The organism is Planococcus sp. NCCP-2050, from assembly GCF_023708025.1.
Taxonomy (GTDB): Bacteria; Bacillota; Bacilli; order Bacillales_A; family Planococcaceae; genus Planococcus.
This window is the reverse complement of sequence record NZ_BRCX01000008.1, coordinates 49,751-65,576: the sequence shown is the minus strand read 5'-3', so window position 1 is coordinate 65,576 and position 15,826 is coordinate 49,751. Positions and strand designations below refer to the sequence as shown.

Sequence of the window (15,826 nt, the reverse complement as noted above, 5' to 3'; positions counted from 1 at the left end):
TCAAGATGAGATTTCCCATTGCGCAAGCAAGTAAGATCCCTCAAAGACGATGAGGTAGATAGGTTCGAGGTGGAAGCGTGGCGACACGTGCAGCTGACGAATACTAATCGATCGAGGACTTAACCAATATGGCTTCCTGAAAAGCGCGTTTCGTTTGTTTCATGTCGAATATCCAGTTTTGAGTGAACAAGTCACTCTGAAAAAAATAGTCCAGTGATGATGGCAAAGAGGCCACACCCGTTCCCATCCCGAACACGGAAGTTAAGCTCTTTTGCGCCGATGGTAGTTGGGGGTCTCCCCCTGTGAGAGTAGGACGTCGCTGGGCACATGGAAAGTCGTTACCGTAGCCGGTAACGGCTTTTTTGTGTTTTTATTAAAATAAAAAGTAAAACTATCTTATATAATTCAAGAAAATTTAGGATTAAAAAACTTCAATTCGGGGGAAACTGAAATGAGGTGAATATCATGAAAGCAGGTTTATATAAAGTAGAAACCATTGATAAACGCTCAGCTTTACTCATTTCAATTGATGGAGAAAAGGAACATTTTACTTTTCCAGTAGCCGATTTCACGCACAATGTCTCAGAGGGTGATGTAGTGGAAATTTGGAGAGAAGGCGTAAAGTGGACAACCAAATATCGAGAAGAAGAAACAAGGTCAGCATCGAGCCACGCAAAAGACTTCGTAAAAAAAATACTTGAACAAGAATAAAATCATTTAATGTCTCGGGAATTATTCTCGGGACATTTTTAATTATTTTGGCATCGAATCATACTATTTGAAATGCACAAAATGTATAGTGTATAATTAAGTCAAATATAGTCAAAGTCAGTTTTGACATATTAGTATCGAAGAGGTGATGACGATGCGGAATATTTCTGATGTAATTGAAGGTTATTTAAAAGAAGTTATCGAATTAAGCGATAGAGAACATATTGAAATAAAACGCAGCGAAGTTGCTCAAAAATTTCAATGTGTTCCTTCGCAAATTAATTATGTTATAAATACTCGTTTTACTGTCGACCGTGGATATATTGTTGAAAGCAAAAGAGGCGGAGGCGGTTATATTCGAATTAAGCGGATTCGCTTTCATCAAAAAGCAGATTTTATTGCTGAGATTATTGAGCGATTGAAGCAGGGGGCGACTCAAAGTATGGCTGAAGACATTGTCTTTCGGTTGCTTGATGAAGAGATTGTCTCTAAGCGTGAAGCCAACTTGATTTTGAGTGCGGTTGATCGATCGACATTGTTGATGCCTTTGCCGGTCCGTGATGAAATTAGAGCAAGAATATTAATTGCTATGCTGTTTACCTTAAAGCATCAGCCGAACATGTAAGGAGTGGTAATATGATTTGCGATCAATGCGGCGAACGGCCTGCCTCTGTGATAGTAAAACAGAATATCAATGGGCAAATGACTGAACGACAGTTATGCCATGTATGTGCAGCAGGAAACCACAATTTCAATATTGTTTTTGAACAGGATCCTCTAGCGATACATCAATTACTGTCTAATTGGTTTCCAAACCAGCAAACTTCTCCAAATCCAATAAAAAAAGAAGTGGCTGTTTGCCCGTCCTGTGGATTTACATTTAATAAGTTTCTAAAGTTAGGTAAATTCGGGTGTGCTGAGTGCTATGAAGTATTCGAGTCTCAATTGGATGAGATCTTTAAAAGACTTCATAACGGAAATAGTGAGCATACTGGCAAAATACCCGCTTCTTATGGAAGTACCTTAAAAATAAAAAAAGAGATTGAAGAGCTGCGTAAGCAAATGAAGTCTTCAATTGAGCAGGAGAATTTCGAAGAGGCTGCAAAGTTAAGGGATCAGGTAAAAGCTCTTAATGTTCAGCTGGAAGGAGGTGCTTCTGATGGCAATTGAGCGCTTTCTTCAGCCAAGGGCAAGCAGTTGGATGTCGAATGACGGTGAGAATGTAGATATTGCAATGAGTACTAGAATTAGACTGGCCCGAAATTTGAACAATTTTAAATTTCCTTATGCTTATACGGAAGACGAGGCTTTGAAAGTAGACAAGGAAATATCTGCTGTCTTGCTCGATAAGGGAAAAGAATTGAAACATTCCTTTACTCATATTAGTATTCAAGAAACTCCTCAATTAGAAAGAGAAGTTTTAGTAGAGAAGCATTTGATTAGCCCTTATTTAGCAAAAGGCACTCATTCGGGGTCAGTATTGATTTCGGAAAATGAGGAACTCAGTATTATGGTAAATGAGGAAGATCATTTGCGTATTCAAAGTTTGCAGTCAGGCTTTCATTTACAGGAAGCTTATCAACGAGCGAATGAGTTAGACTCTTTACTCGAAAAACACTTATCTTACGCTTTTCATGAAAAGTATGGATATCTGACAAGTTGTCCGACGAATACAGGAACTGGAATGCGTGCATCTGTCATGCTTCATTTGCCAGCGTTGACCATGTCTCACCAAATCACTCGCATTATTCCAGCTATATCACGTTTAGGAATGGTAGTAAGAGGTATTTACGGAGAAGGCAGTGAAGCGCTTGGGAATGTTTATCAGATTTCCAACCAGGTTACGCTTGGGAAATCAGAATATGAGATTCTGCAGGATCTGGAAAATATGACAGATCAGATTATCCAGCAAGAGCGCCGGGCAAGAGAAGCTATTTTAAGCAACTCTCCAGTTGTTCTGGAAGACCGAATTTATCGCTCGCTTGGTACGCTGACCAATGCAAGGTTGCTGACAACAGAAGAAGCGGCCACTTGTCTCTCCGATGTCCGTCTTGGCATCGACTTGAAAATGATTGAAGGCATGGACATGTCCATATTGAATGAGCTGATGGTGTTTATGCAGCCTGCTTTTTTACAGCGCTATTCAGACAAGCCGCTGCAGCCTAAGGAAAGAGACTATGCCCGAGCCAAATTGTTCCGGGACCGTTTAAATAATGAAGATGTTACTAACAACAGAGGAGAGGATTTTGCATGATGTTTAATCGATTTACACAACGCGCACAAAAAGTTCTTCAATTAGCCCAAGAAGAAGCTATTCGTATGAAGCACGAGTCAATTGGTACTGAGCATATCCTATTAGGTTTAATTCGTGAGGGTGGCGGTATCGCCGCTAAAGCTTTGGAAGCGATTGAAGTGAACACGCAATTGATCGAAGAAGGCGTTAAAGAATTGGTTGGTGTCGGTGAGAAAGATGTAGGCCCAATCGTTCACTATACGCCAAGAGCGAAGAAAGTGATTGAGCTTTCAGTTGATGAATCCCGTAAACTGGGCCATTCGTATATCGGAACGGAACATTTACTGCTTGCCTTGATCCGTGAAGGTGAAGGTGTAGCGGCACGCGTTCTTGGAAATGCCGGGGTCAGCTTGAATAAAGCACGCCAACAAGTCTTGCAGCTTTTAGGCAGCAATGAACAAGCGTCTACAGGAAGCAGCCCGAATGCTTCTGCAAACACGCCGACTCTTGATGGTTTGGCACGTGATTTGACGCAAGTAGCGCGTGAAGGCAGCTTGGATCCAGTGATCGGACGCAGCAAAGAAATCACACGTGTTATTGAAGTCTTGAGCCGCCGGACTAAAAACAATCCGGTATTGATCGGGGAACCAGGCGTCGGTAAAACAGCGATCGCTGAAGGATTAGCACAACAAATTGTAAATAATGAAGTACCGGAAACTTTGCGCGACAAACGCGTAATGGTTTTAGATATGGGAACAGTTGTCGCAGGTACAAAATACCGCGGCGAGTTTGAAGACCGGTTGAAAAAAGTGATGGATGAAATTCGCCAAGCCGGCAATGTGATTCTGTTCATCGATGAGCTTCATACCTTGATTGGTGCTGGCGGTGCAGAAGGTGCAATTGATGCGTCAAATATCTTGAAGCCGTCCTTATCTCGCGGTGAATTGCAATGTATCGGTGCAACGACTTTAGATGAGTACCGTAAATACATTGAAAAAGATGCAGCTTTAGAACGCCGTTTCCAGCCGATCCAAGTAGATGAGCCAACTGTTGATGAATCGATTCAGATTATTAAAGGGCTTCGTGACCGCTATGAAGCGCATCACCGTGTGAAAATTACGGATGAAGCTATCGAAGCAGCAGCAAAAATGTCTGACCGTTATATTTCGGATCGGTTCTTGCCGGATAAAGCGATCGATTTGATTGATGAAGCAGGATCTAAAGTCCGTCTTCGTTCGTATACGACTCCGCCAGACTTGAAAGAGTTGGAAGCGAAGTTAGAAGCGGCTCGTTCCGAGAAAAATGAAGCGGTGCAAAGCCAGGAATTTGAAAAAGCGGCTTCGCTTCGTGATGCTGAACAGAAATTGAAAGATCAATTGGATAAAACGAAAAAAGAATGGAAAGAAAAGCAAGGCAAAGAAGAGTCTGAAGTGACAATGGAAGATATTGCAACCGTTGTGTCTATGTGGACCGGCATTCCAGTATCGAAATTGGCTCAGACAGAATCTGATAAATTGTTGAACTTGGAAGAAATTCTGCATAATCGTGTCATCGGCCAAGAAGAGGCGGTAACGTCCATCTCTAAAGCGATTCGCCGGGCACGTGCAGGGTTGAAAGATCCGAAACGTCCAATTGGTTCATTCATTTTCCTTGGGCCTACTGGTGTAGGTAAAACGGAGCTTGCGCGTGCGCTAGCTGAATCAATGTTCGGTGATGAAGACGCCATGATCCGCATCGATATGTCCGAATACATGGAAAGACATTCGACTTCACGCCTTGTCGGTTCGCCTCCAGGTTATGTCGGTTATGAAGAAGGCGGCCAGTTGACTGAGAAAGTCCGCAGAAAACCTTATTCTGTCGTCCTTCTCGATGAAATTGAAAAAGCGCATCCGGATGTCTTCAACATTCTCTTGCAAGTGCTTGAAGATGGCCGTTTGACAGATTCTAAAGGACGCCGAGTAGACTTCCGCAATACTGTCATCATCATGACATCTAACGTCGGTGCAGAAGAATTGAAATACAATAAATACGTTGGGTTCAATTTAGAAGATGCAAAAACGGATTATAAAGACATGAAGGGCAAAATGTTGGCTGAATTGAAGAAAGCCTTCCGCCCTGAATTCTTGAACCGTATTGATGACATGATCGTCTTCCATTCTCTTGAGAAAGAGAACCTTCGCGAAATTGTGACCTTGATGTCTAAGCAATTAACGGAGCGTTTGAAAGAACAAAACATTGATTTGGAACTGACAGACGCTGCGCTTGAAAAAGTAGCCAAAGAGGGGTATGATCCTGAATACGGAGCACGACCTCTTCGTCGCGCACTTCAAAAATATGTAGAAGACCGTTTGTCTGAAGAGTTGTTAAAAGGCACAGCGATTGCAGGTCAGCGCATTGTATTTGATGTGGAGGACGATGAATTCGTTGTTCGCACCAATGAAGCGGTTACGGAAGTAAAGTAAGGTAAATTTTCCGCTCGCCGAGTTTCGGCGAGCGTTTTTTATTTGGAAAAGGAGGTACCCATGGCTAAGAAAAAGACGAAGTTTGTATGTCAGTCGTGCGGTTATGAGTCAGCTAAATGGATGGGGAAATGCCCAGGCTGCGGAGAATGGAATCAGATGGTGGAAGAAGTGGAAGTGGCTGCACCTAAAGGAACGCGAGGAGCGTTTCAGCATTCGGCTGCAGTTCCGCAAAAAGCGGTTTCCATAAATGCCATTGAGACAAAAGAAGAGCCGCGCGTAGAAACCGAACTTGAAGAATTAAACCGTGTACTCGGCGGCGGGATTGTTCCAGGATCGCTTGTTTTGATCGGTGGAGATCCCGGAATCGGAAAATCGACTTTGCTGCTGCAGGTATCTGCGATGCTTGCGAACAGTGGAAGCCGCGTCTTGTATATTTCAGGCGAAGAATCGATTCGCCAAACCAAATTGCGCGCACAGCGTTTGAATGCCTCTTCTTCGGAACTCTATATCTATGCGGAGACCAATTTGGAATTGATCCATCATACGATTGAAGAAGTGGCACCGGATTTCGTCATTGTCGATTCTATCCAAACTGTGCACCACCCGGAAGTAACATCAGCTCCCGGCAGTGTGACGCAAGTTCGGGAAAGCACGGCTGAATTAATGCGGATCGCTAAGACGAAGAATATTGCTATTTTCCTGGTAGGACACGTAACAAAAGAAGGGCAGATTGCAGGGCCTAGAATTTTGGAGCATATGGTGGATACCGTTTTGTATTTTGAAGGCGAACGCCATCATACGTACCGGATTTTGCGCAGTGTCAAAAACCGTTTCGGGTCGACCAATGAAATTGCGATTTTCGAAATGCTGCAAGGCGGATTGAAAGAAGTGCTGAATCCGTCTGAATTATTTCTTCAAGAACGCTCAAGCGGGGCAGCAGGTTCTACAGTTGTAGCATCAATGGAAGGGACGCGTCCGATTTTGGTTGAAATCCAAGCATTGGTCACGCCTTCAAGCTTTAATTATCCGAAGAGGATGGCTACGGGAATTGATCAAAACCGGGTGTCGCTTTTGATGGCCGTGCTTGAGAAGCGGATGGGCATGTTGCTGCAGGCACAGGACGCCTATATCAAAGTTGCGGGCGGCGTAAAATTGGACGAGCCGGCAATTGACTTGGCCGTGCTTGCGAGCATTGTTTCAAGTTACCGCGATCTCGCACCGAATGTCTATGATTGTATAATTGGTGAAGTAGGTTTAACAGGAGAGATCCGACGGGTATCCCGTATTGAACAGCGAGTTCAGGAAGCTGCGAAATTAGGGTTTAAACGGGCCATTATTCCAGCTTCGAATCTTGGCGGCTGGGATTATCCGGAAGGAATCCGAGTAGTCGGCGTTGAAAGTGTAAATGATGCGTTAAAAGAGATTTTCCCACAATAAAGGAGGCAATTTGCCTCCTTTTTCTTTAGCTAATTTCCTGAAAGGGTCTGCAGAGCGTTTCGTCACCAAAATGTGTATAATTATTATAAAGGAGGTGGAGTCTATGCTAAAAAGAATTATTCAAGTGTTATTTTTGCTTGTTGGTGCCACTGTCGGGATTCTATTTTTACCATACGGTTTTGAACTTATTCCTATTCTTGACAATCCCTGGGTCAATAATGCAATTGCATCTGCTTTAATCGGTGCACTTATCTTTTTTCTTTTGTCTCTATTGTTTGCGGATGCCATCGTTAGGTTTATGAAGTGGATGGAGGAAAGGCTTCTTCATGCCCCCACTCCGGATCTGCTGTTTGGTACAGTCGGACTCATCATTGGGTTGATTGTCGCTTTTTTGATCGGCTTTGCATTGAACACGATTGATATTCCGGTAGTGGCGACAGCGGCTCCGATCATCTTGTCGGTGGTATTGGGATATTTAGGCTTCCAAGTGGGCTTCCAAAAGCGAGAAGAGATGATAGCAGCGCTGACGCCTCAACGTCTAGTGGTATCGAAAAAACCGGAAATTGAGGAAGCCGTTGAAAAGACTTCTTATAAGCTTCTGGATACGAGTGTCATCATTGACGGTCGGATTGCTGACATTTCCGCGACTGGATTTATGGAAGGGACGTTTGTCGTTCCTCAATTCGTGTTGTCGGAGCTGCAGCATATCGCAGATTCTTCCGATACTTTGAAAAGAACGCGCGGGCGCCGGGGGTTGGATATTTTAAAACGCCTTCAAAGCGAACGCGAAGGTGCTATTATGATTACGGAAGAAAGTTTTGACGAGGTCAGCGAAGTGGATTTGAAGCTGATGCGCGCCGCTAAAAAAATGGGCGGGCAAGTCGTCACAAATGATTTTAATTTAAATAAAGTCTGTGAGCTCCACAATGTTCCGGTCTTAAATATCAACGACTTGGCCAACGCAGTGAAACCAGTCGTGATCCCTGGCGAAGATATGCATGTAGTCGTGATCAAAGACGGCAAAGAGCAAAATCAAGGGGTTGCTTACTTGGACGATGGTACAATGATTGTCATTGAAGACGGCAAAGGGTTTATCGGGCAAGCAATTGATGTTACGGTAACGAGTGTGCTTCAAACTTCGGCGGGCCGAATGATTTTCGCGAAACCGCGAGAAGGCCGCCAAGTCACAATGAATGGATAAAGGATGGCACAATATGAATTATACAGTCGTTCTTCCTGCTGCTGGCAGTGGGAAACGGATGAAGGCAAATAAGAATAAATTATTACTCGAGCTATTCGATAAACCGATTTTCCTTTATACCCTGGAAGTGTTCCAGCAGGATCCGAATTGCGAAAGCATTTGGCTCGCTGTCAAAAAGGATGAGCGTGAACTGATCGAAACTTGCGTCAACCAATACGGCATTACGAAAGTCCATGGCTATGCAGAAGGCGGAATGGAGCGGCAAGACAGTGTTAGAGCATGTCTTGAAGCGATTCCGCCTTGTGGCGTTGTATTGGTCCATGATGCAGCGAGGCCGTTCATCGATCCGTCAGTCATTTCGGAACTGGTGGGAACCGCTCGTGCTTCTGGAGCAGCGATTGCGGCTGTACCGGTAAAAGATACGATCAAAAAGGCACGGGATGGCATCATTACGGAAACGGTCAACCGCGAGCAATTATGGATGATTCAAACGCCGCAAGCTTTTCGATATGACTTGATTTTGGCAGCTGCACAGGCAGCAGCCAAAGACGGTTTTTTAGGAACGGATGAAGCGATGCTAGTGGAGCGTTTAGGGCATCCGGTAGAAATTGTGGAAAGTACGTACGAAAATGTAAAAATGACTACACCGGAAGATTTAATTTATGGCAAGGCCATTTTAGAAAACCGGAAACAGGAGGAACAGAAATGATCAGAATTGGACAAGGATACGATGTTCACCAATTAGCAGAAGGGCGCCCGTTCATTTTAGGCGGCATTGAAATCCCTCATGACAAGGGCTTGCTTGGCCATTCGGACGCAGATGTCTTGCTGCATACCATTACAGATGCAGCGCTTGGCGCAATTTGCGGCGGTGATATCGGCAAGCATTTCCCGGATACGGACCCGGAATTCAAAGATGCGGATTCGCGTAAATTGTTAACGCATATTTGGCAATACGTAAAAGAACAAGGCTATGAACTGGGCAATGTCGATTGCACCGTCATCGCACAAAAACCGAAGCTTGCTCCTTATATCGAACAGATGCGCGAGTCGATTGCAGGTTTATTGGAAGCGGACATTTCACAGGTGAATGTGAAAGCCACAACTTCCGAACACCTGGGATTCACTGGACGCGAAGAAGGGATCGCTGCACTTGCAGTCATCTTATTGACAAAACGCCCGCTTCCGCTGGATGCTCCAGAGTGATAAAATAGAACATACTGTTATTCAATTAGGAGGAAAAAACATGACACAAGAAGTACGCGTACGTTATGCTCCGAGCCCGACTGGCCATTTACATATCGGCGGAGCCCGGACAGCGCTCTTTAATTATTTATACGCACGCCACAACAACGGGAAGTTCATCGTCCGCATCGAGGACACGGATATTGCCCGCAATATCGAAACAGGCGAATTATCGCAATTGGATAATTTAAAATGGCTTGGTTTGGAATACGATGAGTCTGTTGATATCGGCGGCGAATACGGCCCTTACCGCCAAATGGAACGTTTGGATATTTACAAAGGCTATGCCGATGAAATGCTCGAAAAAGGAACAGCTTATAAATGCTTCTGTACGCCTGAAAAATTGGAAGCTGAACGCGAAGAGCAAAAAGCGGCAGGAATTGCTGCCCCTCAGTATAGCGGAACATGCCGCAATTTAAGCGCAGAAGAAGTGGCTGAAAAAGAAGCGGCAGGAATGCCTTACACGCTGCGCATGAAAGTGCCGGCTAACGTAACATATGCATTTGAAGATTTGGTCCGTGGACCGGTTTCATTCGAATCGAAAGATGTGGGTGACTGGGTGCTGGTAAAAACGAATGGCATCCCGACTTATAACTTTGCTGTTGTAATTGATGATCATTTGATGAAAATCTCTCACGTATTCCGCGGGGAAGAGCATTTGTCAAATACGCCAAAACAAATGATGGTTTTTGATGCTTTTGGATGGGATTATCCTTCATTCGGGCACATGACCTTGATCATCAACGAAGACCGCAAGAAATTGTCGAAGCGCGATGAGTCGATTCTTCAGTTCATTTCCCAATACAAAGACCTCGGCTATATTCCAGAAGCCTTGTTTAATTTCTTTGCATTGCTTGGCTGGTCTCCAGAAGGGGAAGAAGAGATTTTCTCGAAAGAGGAATTGATCCGCATCTTTGATGTGAAACGCCTTTCTAAATCGCCATCCATGTTCGATAAGCAAAAAATGATGTGGATGAACAATCAATACATTAAGCAAATGCCGCTTGATGAAGTGGTGAAACTCGCGCTTCCTCATTTGCAGAAAGCGGGCAAACTGCCTGAAGAATTATCAGAAGAACAAACCGTTTGGGCTGAAAAGCTGATTGCTTTGTATCATGATCAAATGAGCTACGGTGCTGAAATTACGGAGATTTCGGATCTGTTCTTCACAGAAGAATTGTCGTTCGGCGAAGAAGAGAAAGAAGTGTTGGCTGGCGAGCAAGTGCCGGAAGTGATGGCTTCGTTTATCGAGCAGCTTGAAAGCCTGGAAGCATTTGAACCTGCGGAAATCAAAGCAGCGATCAAAGCGGTCCAAAAAGCGACTGGCCATAAAGGCAAGAATTTATTCATGCCGATCCGCGTTGTTACGACAGGGCAAATGCATGGACCGGAATTGCCGGATTCCATTGCGCTTTTAGGAAAAGAAAAAACCATTGCACGCTTAGCTAAATTCGCACAGGCATAAGGGGAGTAGCTGCCGCAGAGAGTGCAAGAAATTGACTTATGGCGGCAAGCGTGTAAAATGAACTTACTATTAGTAAATCGTTGACGAGAAGAAGTAAATGCAGCAAGCTCCAAAGAGAGGATCATCACCGGCTGAAAATGATCCGGGCCGCTGCTGCGTTGAAATGCCTCTCCGAGTGCTGAGTCGAATCAAGTAGACCAGACGTATCGCCTGCGTTAAAGGCATTCGAGAGAGAAGGGCAAACGCCTTTCTAATCAGAGTGGAACCGCGCAATCATGCGTCTCTGTCATTTTTATGGCAGAGGCGCTTTTTATTTTGTACAAGAAAGGAGAGAGTGAGTTTGTGGAAATTTTTAAAAGAAGACGTTGACGTTGTGTTTGAGCAGGATCCGGCTGCCCGAAGCTATCTGGAAGTCATCTTGACCTATTCGGGGCTGCATGCCATTTGGGCACACCGCTTAGCGCATTTTTTCTTTAAGAAGAAATTATTTTTCATTGCCCGCGTCATTTCGCAGATCAGCCGCTTTTTCACAGGCATCGAAATCCATCCGGGAGCGGTGATCGGCCGCCGGTTTTTCATTGACCACGGCATGGGGGTAGTCATCGGTGAAACGTGTATCATCGGTGATAATGTCACCTTGTACCAAGGTGTGACGCTCGGAGGAACGGGAAAAGAGCGCGGCAAACGCCATCCGACGCTTGAAGATAATGTATTGGTCGCTACAGGCGCGAAGGTCCTCGGCTCAATCGTCATCGGGGAAAATTCAAAAGTCGGCGCAGGTTCCGTCGTGCTGAAAAGCGTTCCGGCAAATGCGACGGTTGTAGGGATTCCCGGGAAAGTGGTGATCCAGGACGGCGTAAAAGTGAAGCCGGATCTGAATCATCAAGATATGCCGGATCCGATGATGGATAAATGCGAAAGCATGGAAATGAAAATAGCTGAACTGAAGCGGGAAATTGAACGATTAAAAAACGCATAAAAGAAAGAAGGGCAACCGAATGGCAATTCAAATTTTTAATTCGCTATCGCGTCAAAAAGAAGCATTTATTCCTTTAGAAGAGGGAAAAGTAAAAATGTATGTGTGCGGTCCAACGGTCTATAATTACATTCATATCGGCAACGCGCGCCCGGTTATCGTCTATGACACGGTTCGCCGTTACCTGACTTACCGCGGCTATGACGTTACGTACGTGTCCAACTTTACGGATGTCGATGACAAACTGATCAAGGCTGCCAATGAATTAGGCGTGGAAGTGCCGGAAATCGCGGAACGCTTTATCCAAGCTTATTTTGAAGATACGAAAGCGCTGGGCTGCGACGAAGCGGATGTGCATCCGCGCGTCATGGACCATATGCCGCAAATCATTGATTTTATCGAAGCGCTTGTTGAAAAAGGCTATGCGTACGAATCACAAGGGGACATCTACTACCGGACGCGTAAATTCGAAGGCTACGGAAAATTATCACATCAATCGGTCGATGAGTTAAAGGTGGGCGCACGAATTGAAACCGGCGATAAGAAAGAAGATGCTTTGGATTTCGCTTTATGGAAAGCGGCGAAGCCAGGCGAAATCTCTTGGGAAAGTCCTTGGGGCAAGGGGCGTCCAGGCTGGCATATTGAATGCTCGGTCATGGCGCGCGAGCATCTGGGTGATACCATCGACATTCATGCAGGCGGACAGGATTTGACATTCCCGCATCATGAAAACGAAATTGCCCAGTCTGAAGCTTATACTGGCAAGACGTTTGCCCGTTATTGGATGCACAACGGCTATATCAATATCGACAACGAAAAAATGTCGAAATCGCTGAATAACTTCGTTTTAGTCAATGACATTTTAAAAGAATTGGACGCGCAGGTACTTCGCATGTTCATGCTGTCTGTGCATTACCGCCATCCGATCAATTATTCCCAGCAGCTGGTCGAAGATGCCATTGCTGGACTTGAGCGCCTGCGGACGGCTTATGGAAACTTGAAGCACCGTTTGGAAACTTCGGCAGGCCTTGGCGACCACTCCGATATTTGGCTGGCTAAAATGAATGCCATTAAAGAAGAGTTTATTGAAACGATGGATGATGATTTCAATACAGCCAACGCGATTTCGAAACTCTTTGATTTATCGCGGTTGTCCAATACGTATTTATTGGAAAAACAGACTTCGACGGAAGTGCTTGAAGCCTTCTTGAGTTTATTCGACGAATTGGCAGGCGTTTTAGGCTTGCCGTTTAAAAAGGAAGAAGAATTATTGGATGCGGAAGTTGAAGCCTTGCTTGCAGAGCGCATTGAAGCCCGCAAGAACCGCGACTTTGCACGAGCTGACGAAATCCGTGACTTGTTCAAAGAGAAAAACATCATTTTAGAAGATACGGCGCAAGGCACGCGTTGGAAAAGGGGGTAAGGGCGTGAATGTTTTACGAAATCAGGACGTCGATCAGATGAACGCACTGGCGCTCGCTTATATGGGCGATGCTGTATACGAGCAGGCTGTGCGTGAACATCTGCTTCGCTCTGGACGCGTTAAACCCAATATTCTACACCGCCAAGCCACCACCTTCGTTTCGGCAAAAGCGCAAGCGATTGTGCTAAAGAAAATGACAGAAGAAACGTTTTTAACCGAGGCAGAATTGGCTGTAATGAGAAGAGGGCGCAATGCGAAATCAGGATCGGTGCCGAAAAATACCGATGTCCAAACTTATAATTTCAGCACCGCTTTCGAAGCGGTCCTTGGATGGCAGTATTTAAAAGGCGAGCAAGGGCGGGTCGATGAAATCATCGCCTATGCGATTAACACAATAGAAGAGCTGAGAGGAGCGGTCAAATGACTGAGGAACTAACACCGGAAATTATCGGCGGCAAAAACCCCGTACTGGAAGCTTTACGCGCTGACCGGGATGTCAATAAAATCTGGATTGCTGAAGGCGTCCAGAAAAAAGGGATTACGGAATTGCTGCAGTTGGCAAAAGAAAAAGGGGTCCTGGTTCAGTTTGTACCGAAAAAGAAAGTGGATGGATTGACGGATTCCAACCATCAGGGAATCGTGGCAGCCGTGGCTGCTTATAATTACGCCGAACTGGATGATTTATTCAAAGCCGCGGCAGCGCGTTCAGAAGATCCTTTCTTTTTGATTTTAGATGAATTGGAAGATCCGCATAACTTAGGGTCAATCATGCGGACTGCGGATGCAATCGGCGTACATGGCATCGTGATTCCAAAACGCCGGGCAGTCGGTTTGACGGCCGTTGTTGCCAAGTCATCAACGGGTGCCATTGAGCACGTGCCGGTCGTGCGCGTCAATAATCTATCCCAAACGGTAGATGAATTGAAAAAACGCGGCGTGTGGATTGCCGGGACGGATGCAAAAGAGTCTACGGATTACCGCAACATGGATGCAGGCTTGCCGCTTGCCGTGATCATCGGAAGCGAAGGGAAAGGCATGAGCCGAATCTTGCGCGACAAATGTGATTTCCTTTACCAATTGCCGATGGTCGGGCATGTGACTTCGCTTAATGCATCAGTGGCTGCGAGTTTATTGATGTACGAAGTTTATCGAAAGCGCCATCCACTCGGGTGATTCCATGGATATTCTGCTGGTTGATGGCTATAACATCATTGGAGACTGGGTGGAACTTAGAGAATTAAAAAAAGACAAGCTTGTAGATGCCAGGGACCGTTTGATCGAACGCATGGCTGAGTATAAAAGTTACAAAGGCTGGCGGGTCATCATCATTTTTGATGCGCATCTGGTCCCGGGAATCGAAGCAAAGAATATGCACCATGAAGTTGAAGTTATCTTTACGCGGGAAAGTGAAACGGCGGATGAACGGATTGAAAAGTTGGCTACGAGTCTAAGCAACCGCAGAGACCAAATTTATGTAGCCACTTCCGATCAAACCGAACAACGGGTTATTTTTGGCAAAGGGGCTCTTCGTATTTCAGCCAGGGAACTGGAAATTGAGATGGAAGAAATTCAACGGAATATTTCGAAAAAAGTGAAAGAAATCCAAGAGCAGCGTGCATTCTCTAAAATTCATCTATCCGAAGAAGTGGCAGAAATTTTCGAAAAATGGCGACGTGGACTGAAATGACTGGTTGACGCTCAATTTTTTCTTCATGTATACTGAAGTTATCGAGGTTCACGCAACCGGAGGGATAGCCGTGGTAAATCATGAGCAAGTTCAAACGCACCGATTCACAGAAATGACAGATGAAGAACTTGTCAGTTTGGTCCACAGCGGAAATACCGAAGCCCTAGATTTTTTAATTACGAAGTTTCGGCATTTTGTTCGCATGAAAGCCCGTTCCTATTTCTTAATAGGGGCTGATAAGGAAGACATCATCCAAGAAGGGATGATTGGCTTATACAAAGCGATCCGCGATTTCCGAAGTGATAAATTGTCTTCTTTCCGGGCCTTTGCCGAATTGTGCATCATCCGCCAAATCATTACGGCGATCAAAACGGCGACAAGGCAAAAGCACATTCCGCTGAATTCCTATGTTTCCTTGGATAAGCCGATCTATGATGAAGAGTCGGATCGGACGTTGATGGATGTTTTGACTGGAACTGGTGTAGATGATCCTGAAGAGTTGATGATTAATAACGAAGAGTTTTTGTATATGGAAGAAAAAATGGGTGAAGTGCTGAGTGACTTGGAACGGGAAGTTCTGGCTTTGTACTTGGACGGCCAATCGTATCAGGAAATTTCCGATAAATTGGAACGGCATGTTAAATCGATTGATAATGCGCTGCAGCGAGTCAAACGAAAACTGGAGCGGCATCTTCAATTTGACGAGACCCAGATGTCCTAAGGCCTAGTTGACAGCTCCGTTTTAAGGTGATAACCTTGAAAAAGCTGCAAACTCGAATAGGGTGAGAAAAATGGCTAAAAAAATGGTTTTAAGCTGCTCGAAATGTGCTTCCCGTAATTATACGGTACCTTCGAAAGAAGGGCGCAGTACACGTTTGGAACTCAAAAAATTCTGTGCTCACTGCAATGGGCATACCGTGCATCAACAAACCTTATGAATTTTAATTGAATGCCGGACGATATAGAGTAATTTTGAAAGTCGGAGG

Annotated in this window: 17 protein-coding genes, 2 rRNA genes and 1 other annotated feature; all 19 genes read left to right on the top strand. The window is 45.0% G+C overall.

The window, feature by feature from the left end; genetic code table 11:
- A 23S ribosomal RNA gene (locus NFU07_RS16965) occupies positions 1–127 on the top strand; the annotation flags it as partial.
- A gap of 82 nt (positions 128–209) precedes the next feature.
- A 5S ribosomal RNA gene (gene rrf / locus NFU07_RS16960) occupies positions 210–325 on the top strand.
- Between the two features lie 140 nt (positions 326–465).
- Entirely contained in the window at positions 466–711 is a 246-nt protein-coding gene (locus NFU07_RS16955) for a hypothetical protein (protein ID WP_251480285.1), read from the top strand.
- Between the two features lie 154 nt (positions 712–865).
- Positions 866–1,336: a CtsR family transcriptional regulator gene (locus NFU07_RS16950; RefSeq protein ID WP_235199229.1), complete on the top strand. Its 471-nt coding sequence runs from the start codon at positions 866–868 to the stop codon at positions 1,334–1,336.
- A gap of 11 nt (positions 1,337–1,347) precedes the next feature.
- Complete coding sequence (locus NFU07_RS16945; RefSeq protein WP_251480282.1) at positions 1,348–1,881, top strand: UvrB/UvrC motif-containing protein; 534 nt, start codon at positions 1,348–1,350, stop codon at positions 1,879–1,881.
- On the top strand, positions 1,871–2,965 hold the full coding sequence (mcsB, locus tag NFU07_RS16940) for a protein-arginine kinase McsB (RefSeq protein ID WP_235197789.1): 1,095 nt from the start codon (positions 1,871–1,873) through the stop codon (positions 2,963–2,965). Before NFU07_RS16945 ends, mcsB begins: the two co-directional genes overlap by 11 nt.
- Positions 2,962–5,406 carry an ATP-dependent protease ATP-binding subunit ClpC gene (gene clpC, locus NFU07_RS16935; RefSeq protein WP_251480279.1) on the top strand — a complete coding sequence of 815 codons (2,445 nt, stop codon included), beginning with the start codon at positions 2,962–2,964 and terminating at the stop codon, positions 5,404–5,406. The genes mcsB and clpC overlap by 4 nt, the downstream gene beginning before the upstream one ends.
- Positions 5,407–5,466: 60 nt before the next feature.
- Positions 5,467–6,843: a DNA repair protein RadA gene (gene radA / locus NFU07_RS16930; protein ID WP_235197790.1), complete on the top strand. Its 1,377-nt coding sequence runs from the start codon at positions 5,467–5,469 to the stop codon at positions 6,841–6,843.
- A 103-nt stretch (positions 6,844–6,946) separates the two neighbouring features.
- Positions 6,947–8,044 (top strand): PIN/TRAM domain-containing protein, encoded by a 1,098-nt coding sequence (locus NFU07_RS16925; protein WP_235197791.1) that lies wholly within the window; start codon positions 6,947–6,949, stop codon positions 8,042–8,044.
- A 13-nt stretch (positions 8,045–8,057) separates the two neighbouring features.
- Entirely contained in the window at positions 8,058–8,753 is a 696-nt protein-coding gene (gene ispD, locus NFU07_RS16920; RefSeq protein ID WP_235197792.1) for a 2-C-methyl-D-erythritol 4-phosphate cytidylyltransferase, read from the top strand.
- Complete coding sequence (gene ispF, locus NFU07_RS16915; protein WP_052654236.1) at positions 8,750–9,250, top strand: 2-C-methyl-D-erythritol 2,4-cyclodiphosphate synthase; 501 nt, start codon at positions 8,750–8,752, stop codon at positions 9,248–9,250. Before ispD ends, ispF begins: the two co-directional genes overlap by 4 nt.
- Positions 9,251–9,290: 40 nt before the next feature.
- On the top strand, positions 9,291–10,754 hold the full coding sequence (gene gltX, locus NFU07_RS16910; protein WP_251480275.1) for a glutamate--tRNA ligase: 1,464 nt from the start codon (positions 9,291–9,293) through the stop codon (positions 10,752–10,754).
- A 71-nt stretch (positions 10,755–10,825) separates the two neighbouring features.
- Positions 10,826–11,042 (top strand) — a binding site (T-box leader).
- Positions 11,043–11,094: 52 nt separating this feature from the next.
- Positions 11,095–11,733 carry a serine O-acetyltransferase gene (gene cysE / locus NFU07_RS16905; protein ID WP_235197793.1) on the top strand — a complete coding sequence of 213 codons (639 nt, stop codon included), beginning with the start codon at positions 11,095–11,097 and terminating at the stop codon, positions 11,731–11,733.
- A gap of 19 nt (positions 11,734–11,752) precedes the next feature.
- Positions 11,753–13,153: a cysteine--tRNA ligase gene (gene cysS / locus NFU07_RS16900; RefSeq protein ID WP_251480272.1), complete on the top strand. Its 1,401-nt coding sequence runs from the start codon at positions 11,753–11,755 to the stop codon at positions 13,151–13,153.
- 4 nt (positions 13,154–13,157) lie between these two features.
- On the top strand, positions 13,158–13,577 hold the full coding sequence (locus NFU07_RS16895) for a Mini-ribonuclease 3 (RefSeq protein ID WP_285835977.1): 420 nt from the start codon (positions 13,158–13,160) through the stop codon (positions 13,575–13,577).
- On the top strand, positions 13,574–14,326 hold the full coding sequence (gene rlmB, locus NFU07_RS16890) for a 23S rRNA (guanosine(2251)-2'-O)-methyltransferase RlmB (RefSeq protein ID WP_251480269.1): 753 nt from the start codon (positions 13,574–13,576) through the stop codon (positions 14,324–14,326). The genes NFU07_RS16895 and rlmB overlap by 4 nt, the downstream gene beginning before the upstream one ends.
- Positions 14,327–14,330: 4 nt before the next feature.
- A complete protein-coding gene (locus NFU07_RS16885) occupies positions 14,331–14,840 on the top strand; it encodes an NYN domain-containing protein (protein WP_251480266.1) in 510 nt (169 codons plus the stop codon).
- Positions 14,841–14,910: 70 nt separating this feature from the next.
- Positions 14,911–15,561 (top strand): RNA polymerase sporulation sigma factor SigH, encoded by a 651-nt coding sequence (gene sigH, locus NFU07_RS16880; RefSeq protein ID WP_052654218.1) that lies wholly within the window; start codon positions 14,911–14,913, stop codon positions 15,559–15,561.
- A 70-nt stretch (positions 15,562–15,631) separates the two neighbouring features.
- On the top strand, positions 15,632–15,778 hold the full coding sequence (gene rpmG, locus NFU07_RS16875; RefSeq protein ID WP_110925679.1) for a 50S ribosomal protein L33: 147 nt from the start codon (positions 15,632–15,634) through the stop codon (positions 15,776–15,778).
- Positions 15,779–15,826: the final 48 nt, after the last annotated feature.

Excerpts from the sequence above, each read along its gene's own strand:
- NFU07_RS16955 (WP_251480285.1), top strand. The coding sequence starts at position 466 with ATGAAAGCAGGTTTATATAAAGTAGAAACCATTGATAAACGCTCAGCT.
- NFU07_RS16950 (WP_235199229.1), top strand. The coding sequence starts at position 866 with ATGCGGAATATTTCTGATGTAATTGAAGGTTATTTAAAAGAAGTTATC.
- NFU07_RS16945 (WP_251480282.1), top strand. The coding sequence starts at position 1,348 with ATGATTTGCGATCAATGCGGCGAACGGCCTGCCTCTGTGATAGTAAAA.
- mcsB (WP_235197789.1), top strand. The coding sequence starts at position 1,871 with ATGGCAATTGAGCGCTTTCTTCAGCCAAGGGCAAGCAGTTGGATGTCG.
- clpC (WP_251480279.1), top strand. The coding sequence starts at position 2,962 with ATGATGTTTAATCGATTTACACAACGCGCACAAAAAGTTCTTCAATTA.
- radA (WP_235197790.1), top strand. The coding sequence starts at position 5,467 with ATGGCTAAGAAAAAGACGAAGTTTGTATGTCAGTCGTGCGGTTATGAG.
- NFU07_RS16925 (WP_235197791.1), top strand. The coding sequence starts at position 6,947 with ATGCTAAAAAGAATTATTCAAGTGTTATTTTTGCTTGTTGGTGCCACT.
- ispD (WP_235197792.1), top strand. The coding sequence starts at position 8,058 with ATGAATTATACAGTCGTTCTTCCTGCTGCTGGCAGTGGGAAACGGATG.
- ispF (WP_052654236.1), top strand. The coding sequence starts at position 8,750 with ATGATCAGAATTGGACAAGGATACGATGTTCACCAATTAGCAGAAGGG.
- gltX (WP_251480275.1), top strand. The coding sequence starts at position 9,291 with ATGACACAAGAAGTACGCGTACGTTATGCTCCGAGCCCGACTGGCCAT.
- cysS (WP_251480272.1), top strand. The coding sequence starts at position 11,753 with ATGGCAATTCAAATTTTTAATTCGCTATCGCGTCAAAAAGAAGCATTT.
- rlmB (WP_251480269.1), top strand. The coding sequence starts at position 13,574 with ATGACTGAGGAACTAACACCGGAAATTATCGGCGGCAAAAACCCCGTA.
- NFU07_RS16885 (WP_251480266.1), top strand. The coding sequence starts at position 14,331 with ATGGATATTCTGCTGGTTGATGGCTATAACATCATTGGAGACTGGGTG.
- rpmG (WP_110925679.1), top strand. The coding sequence starts at position 15,632 with ATGGCTAAAAAAATGGTTTTAAGCTGCTCGAAATGTGCTTCCCGTAAT.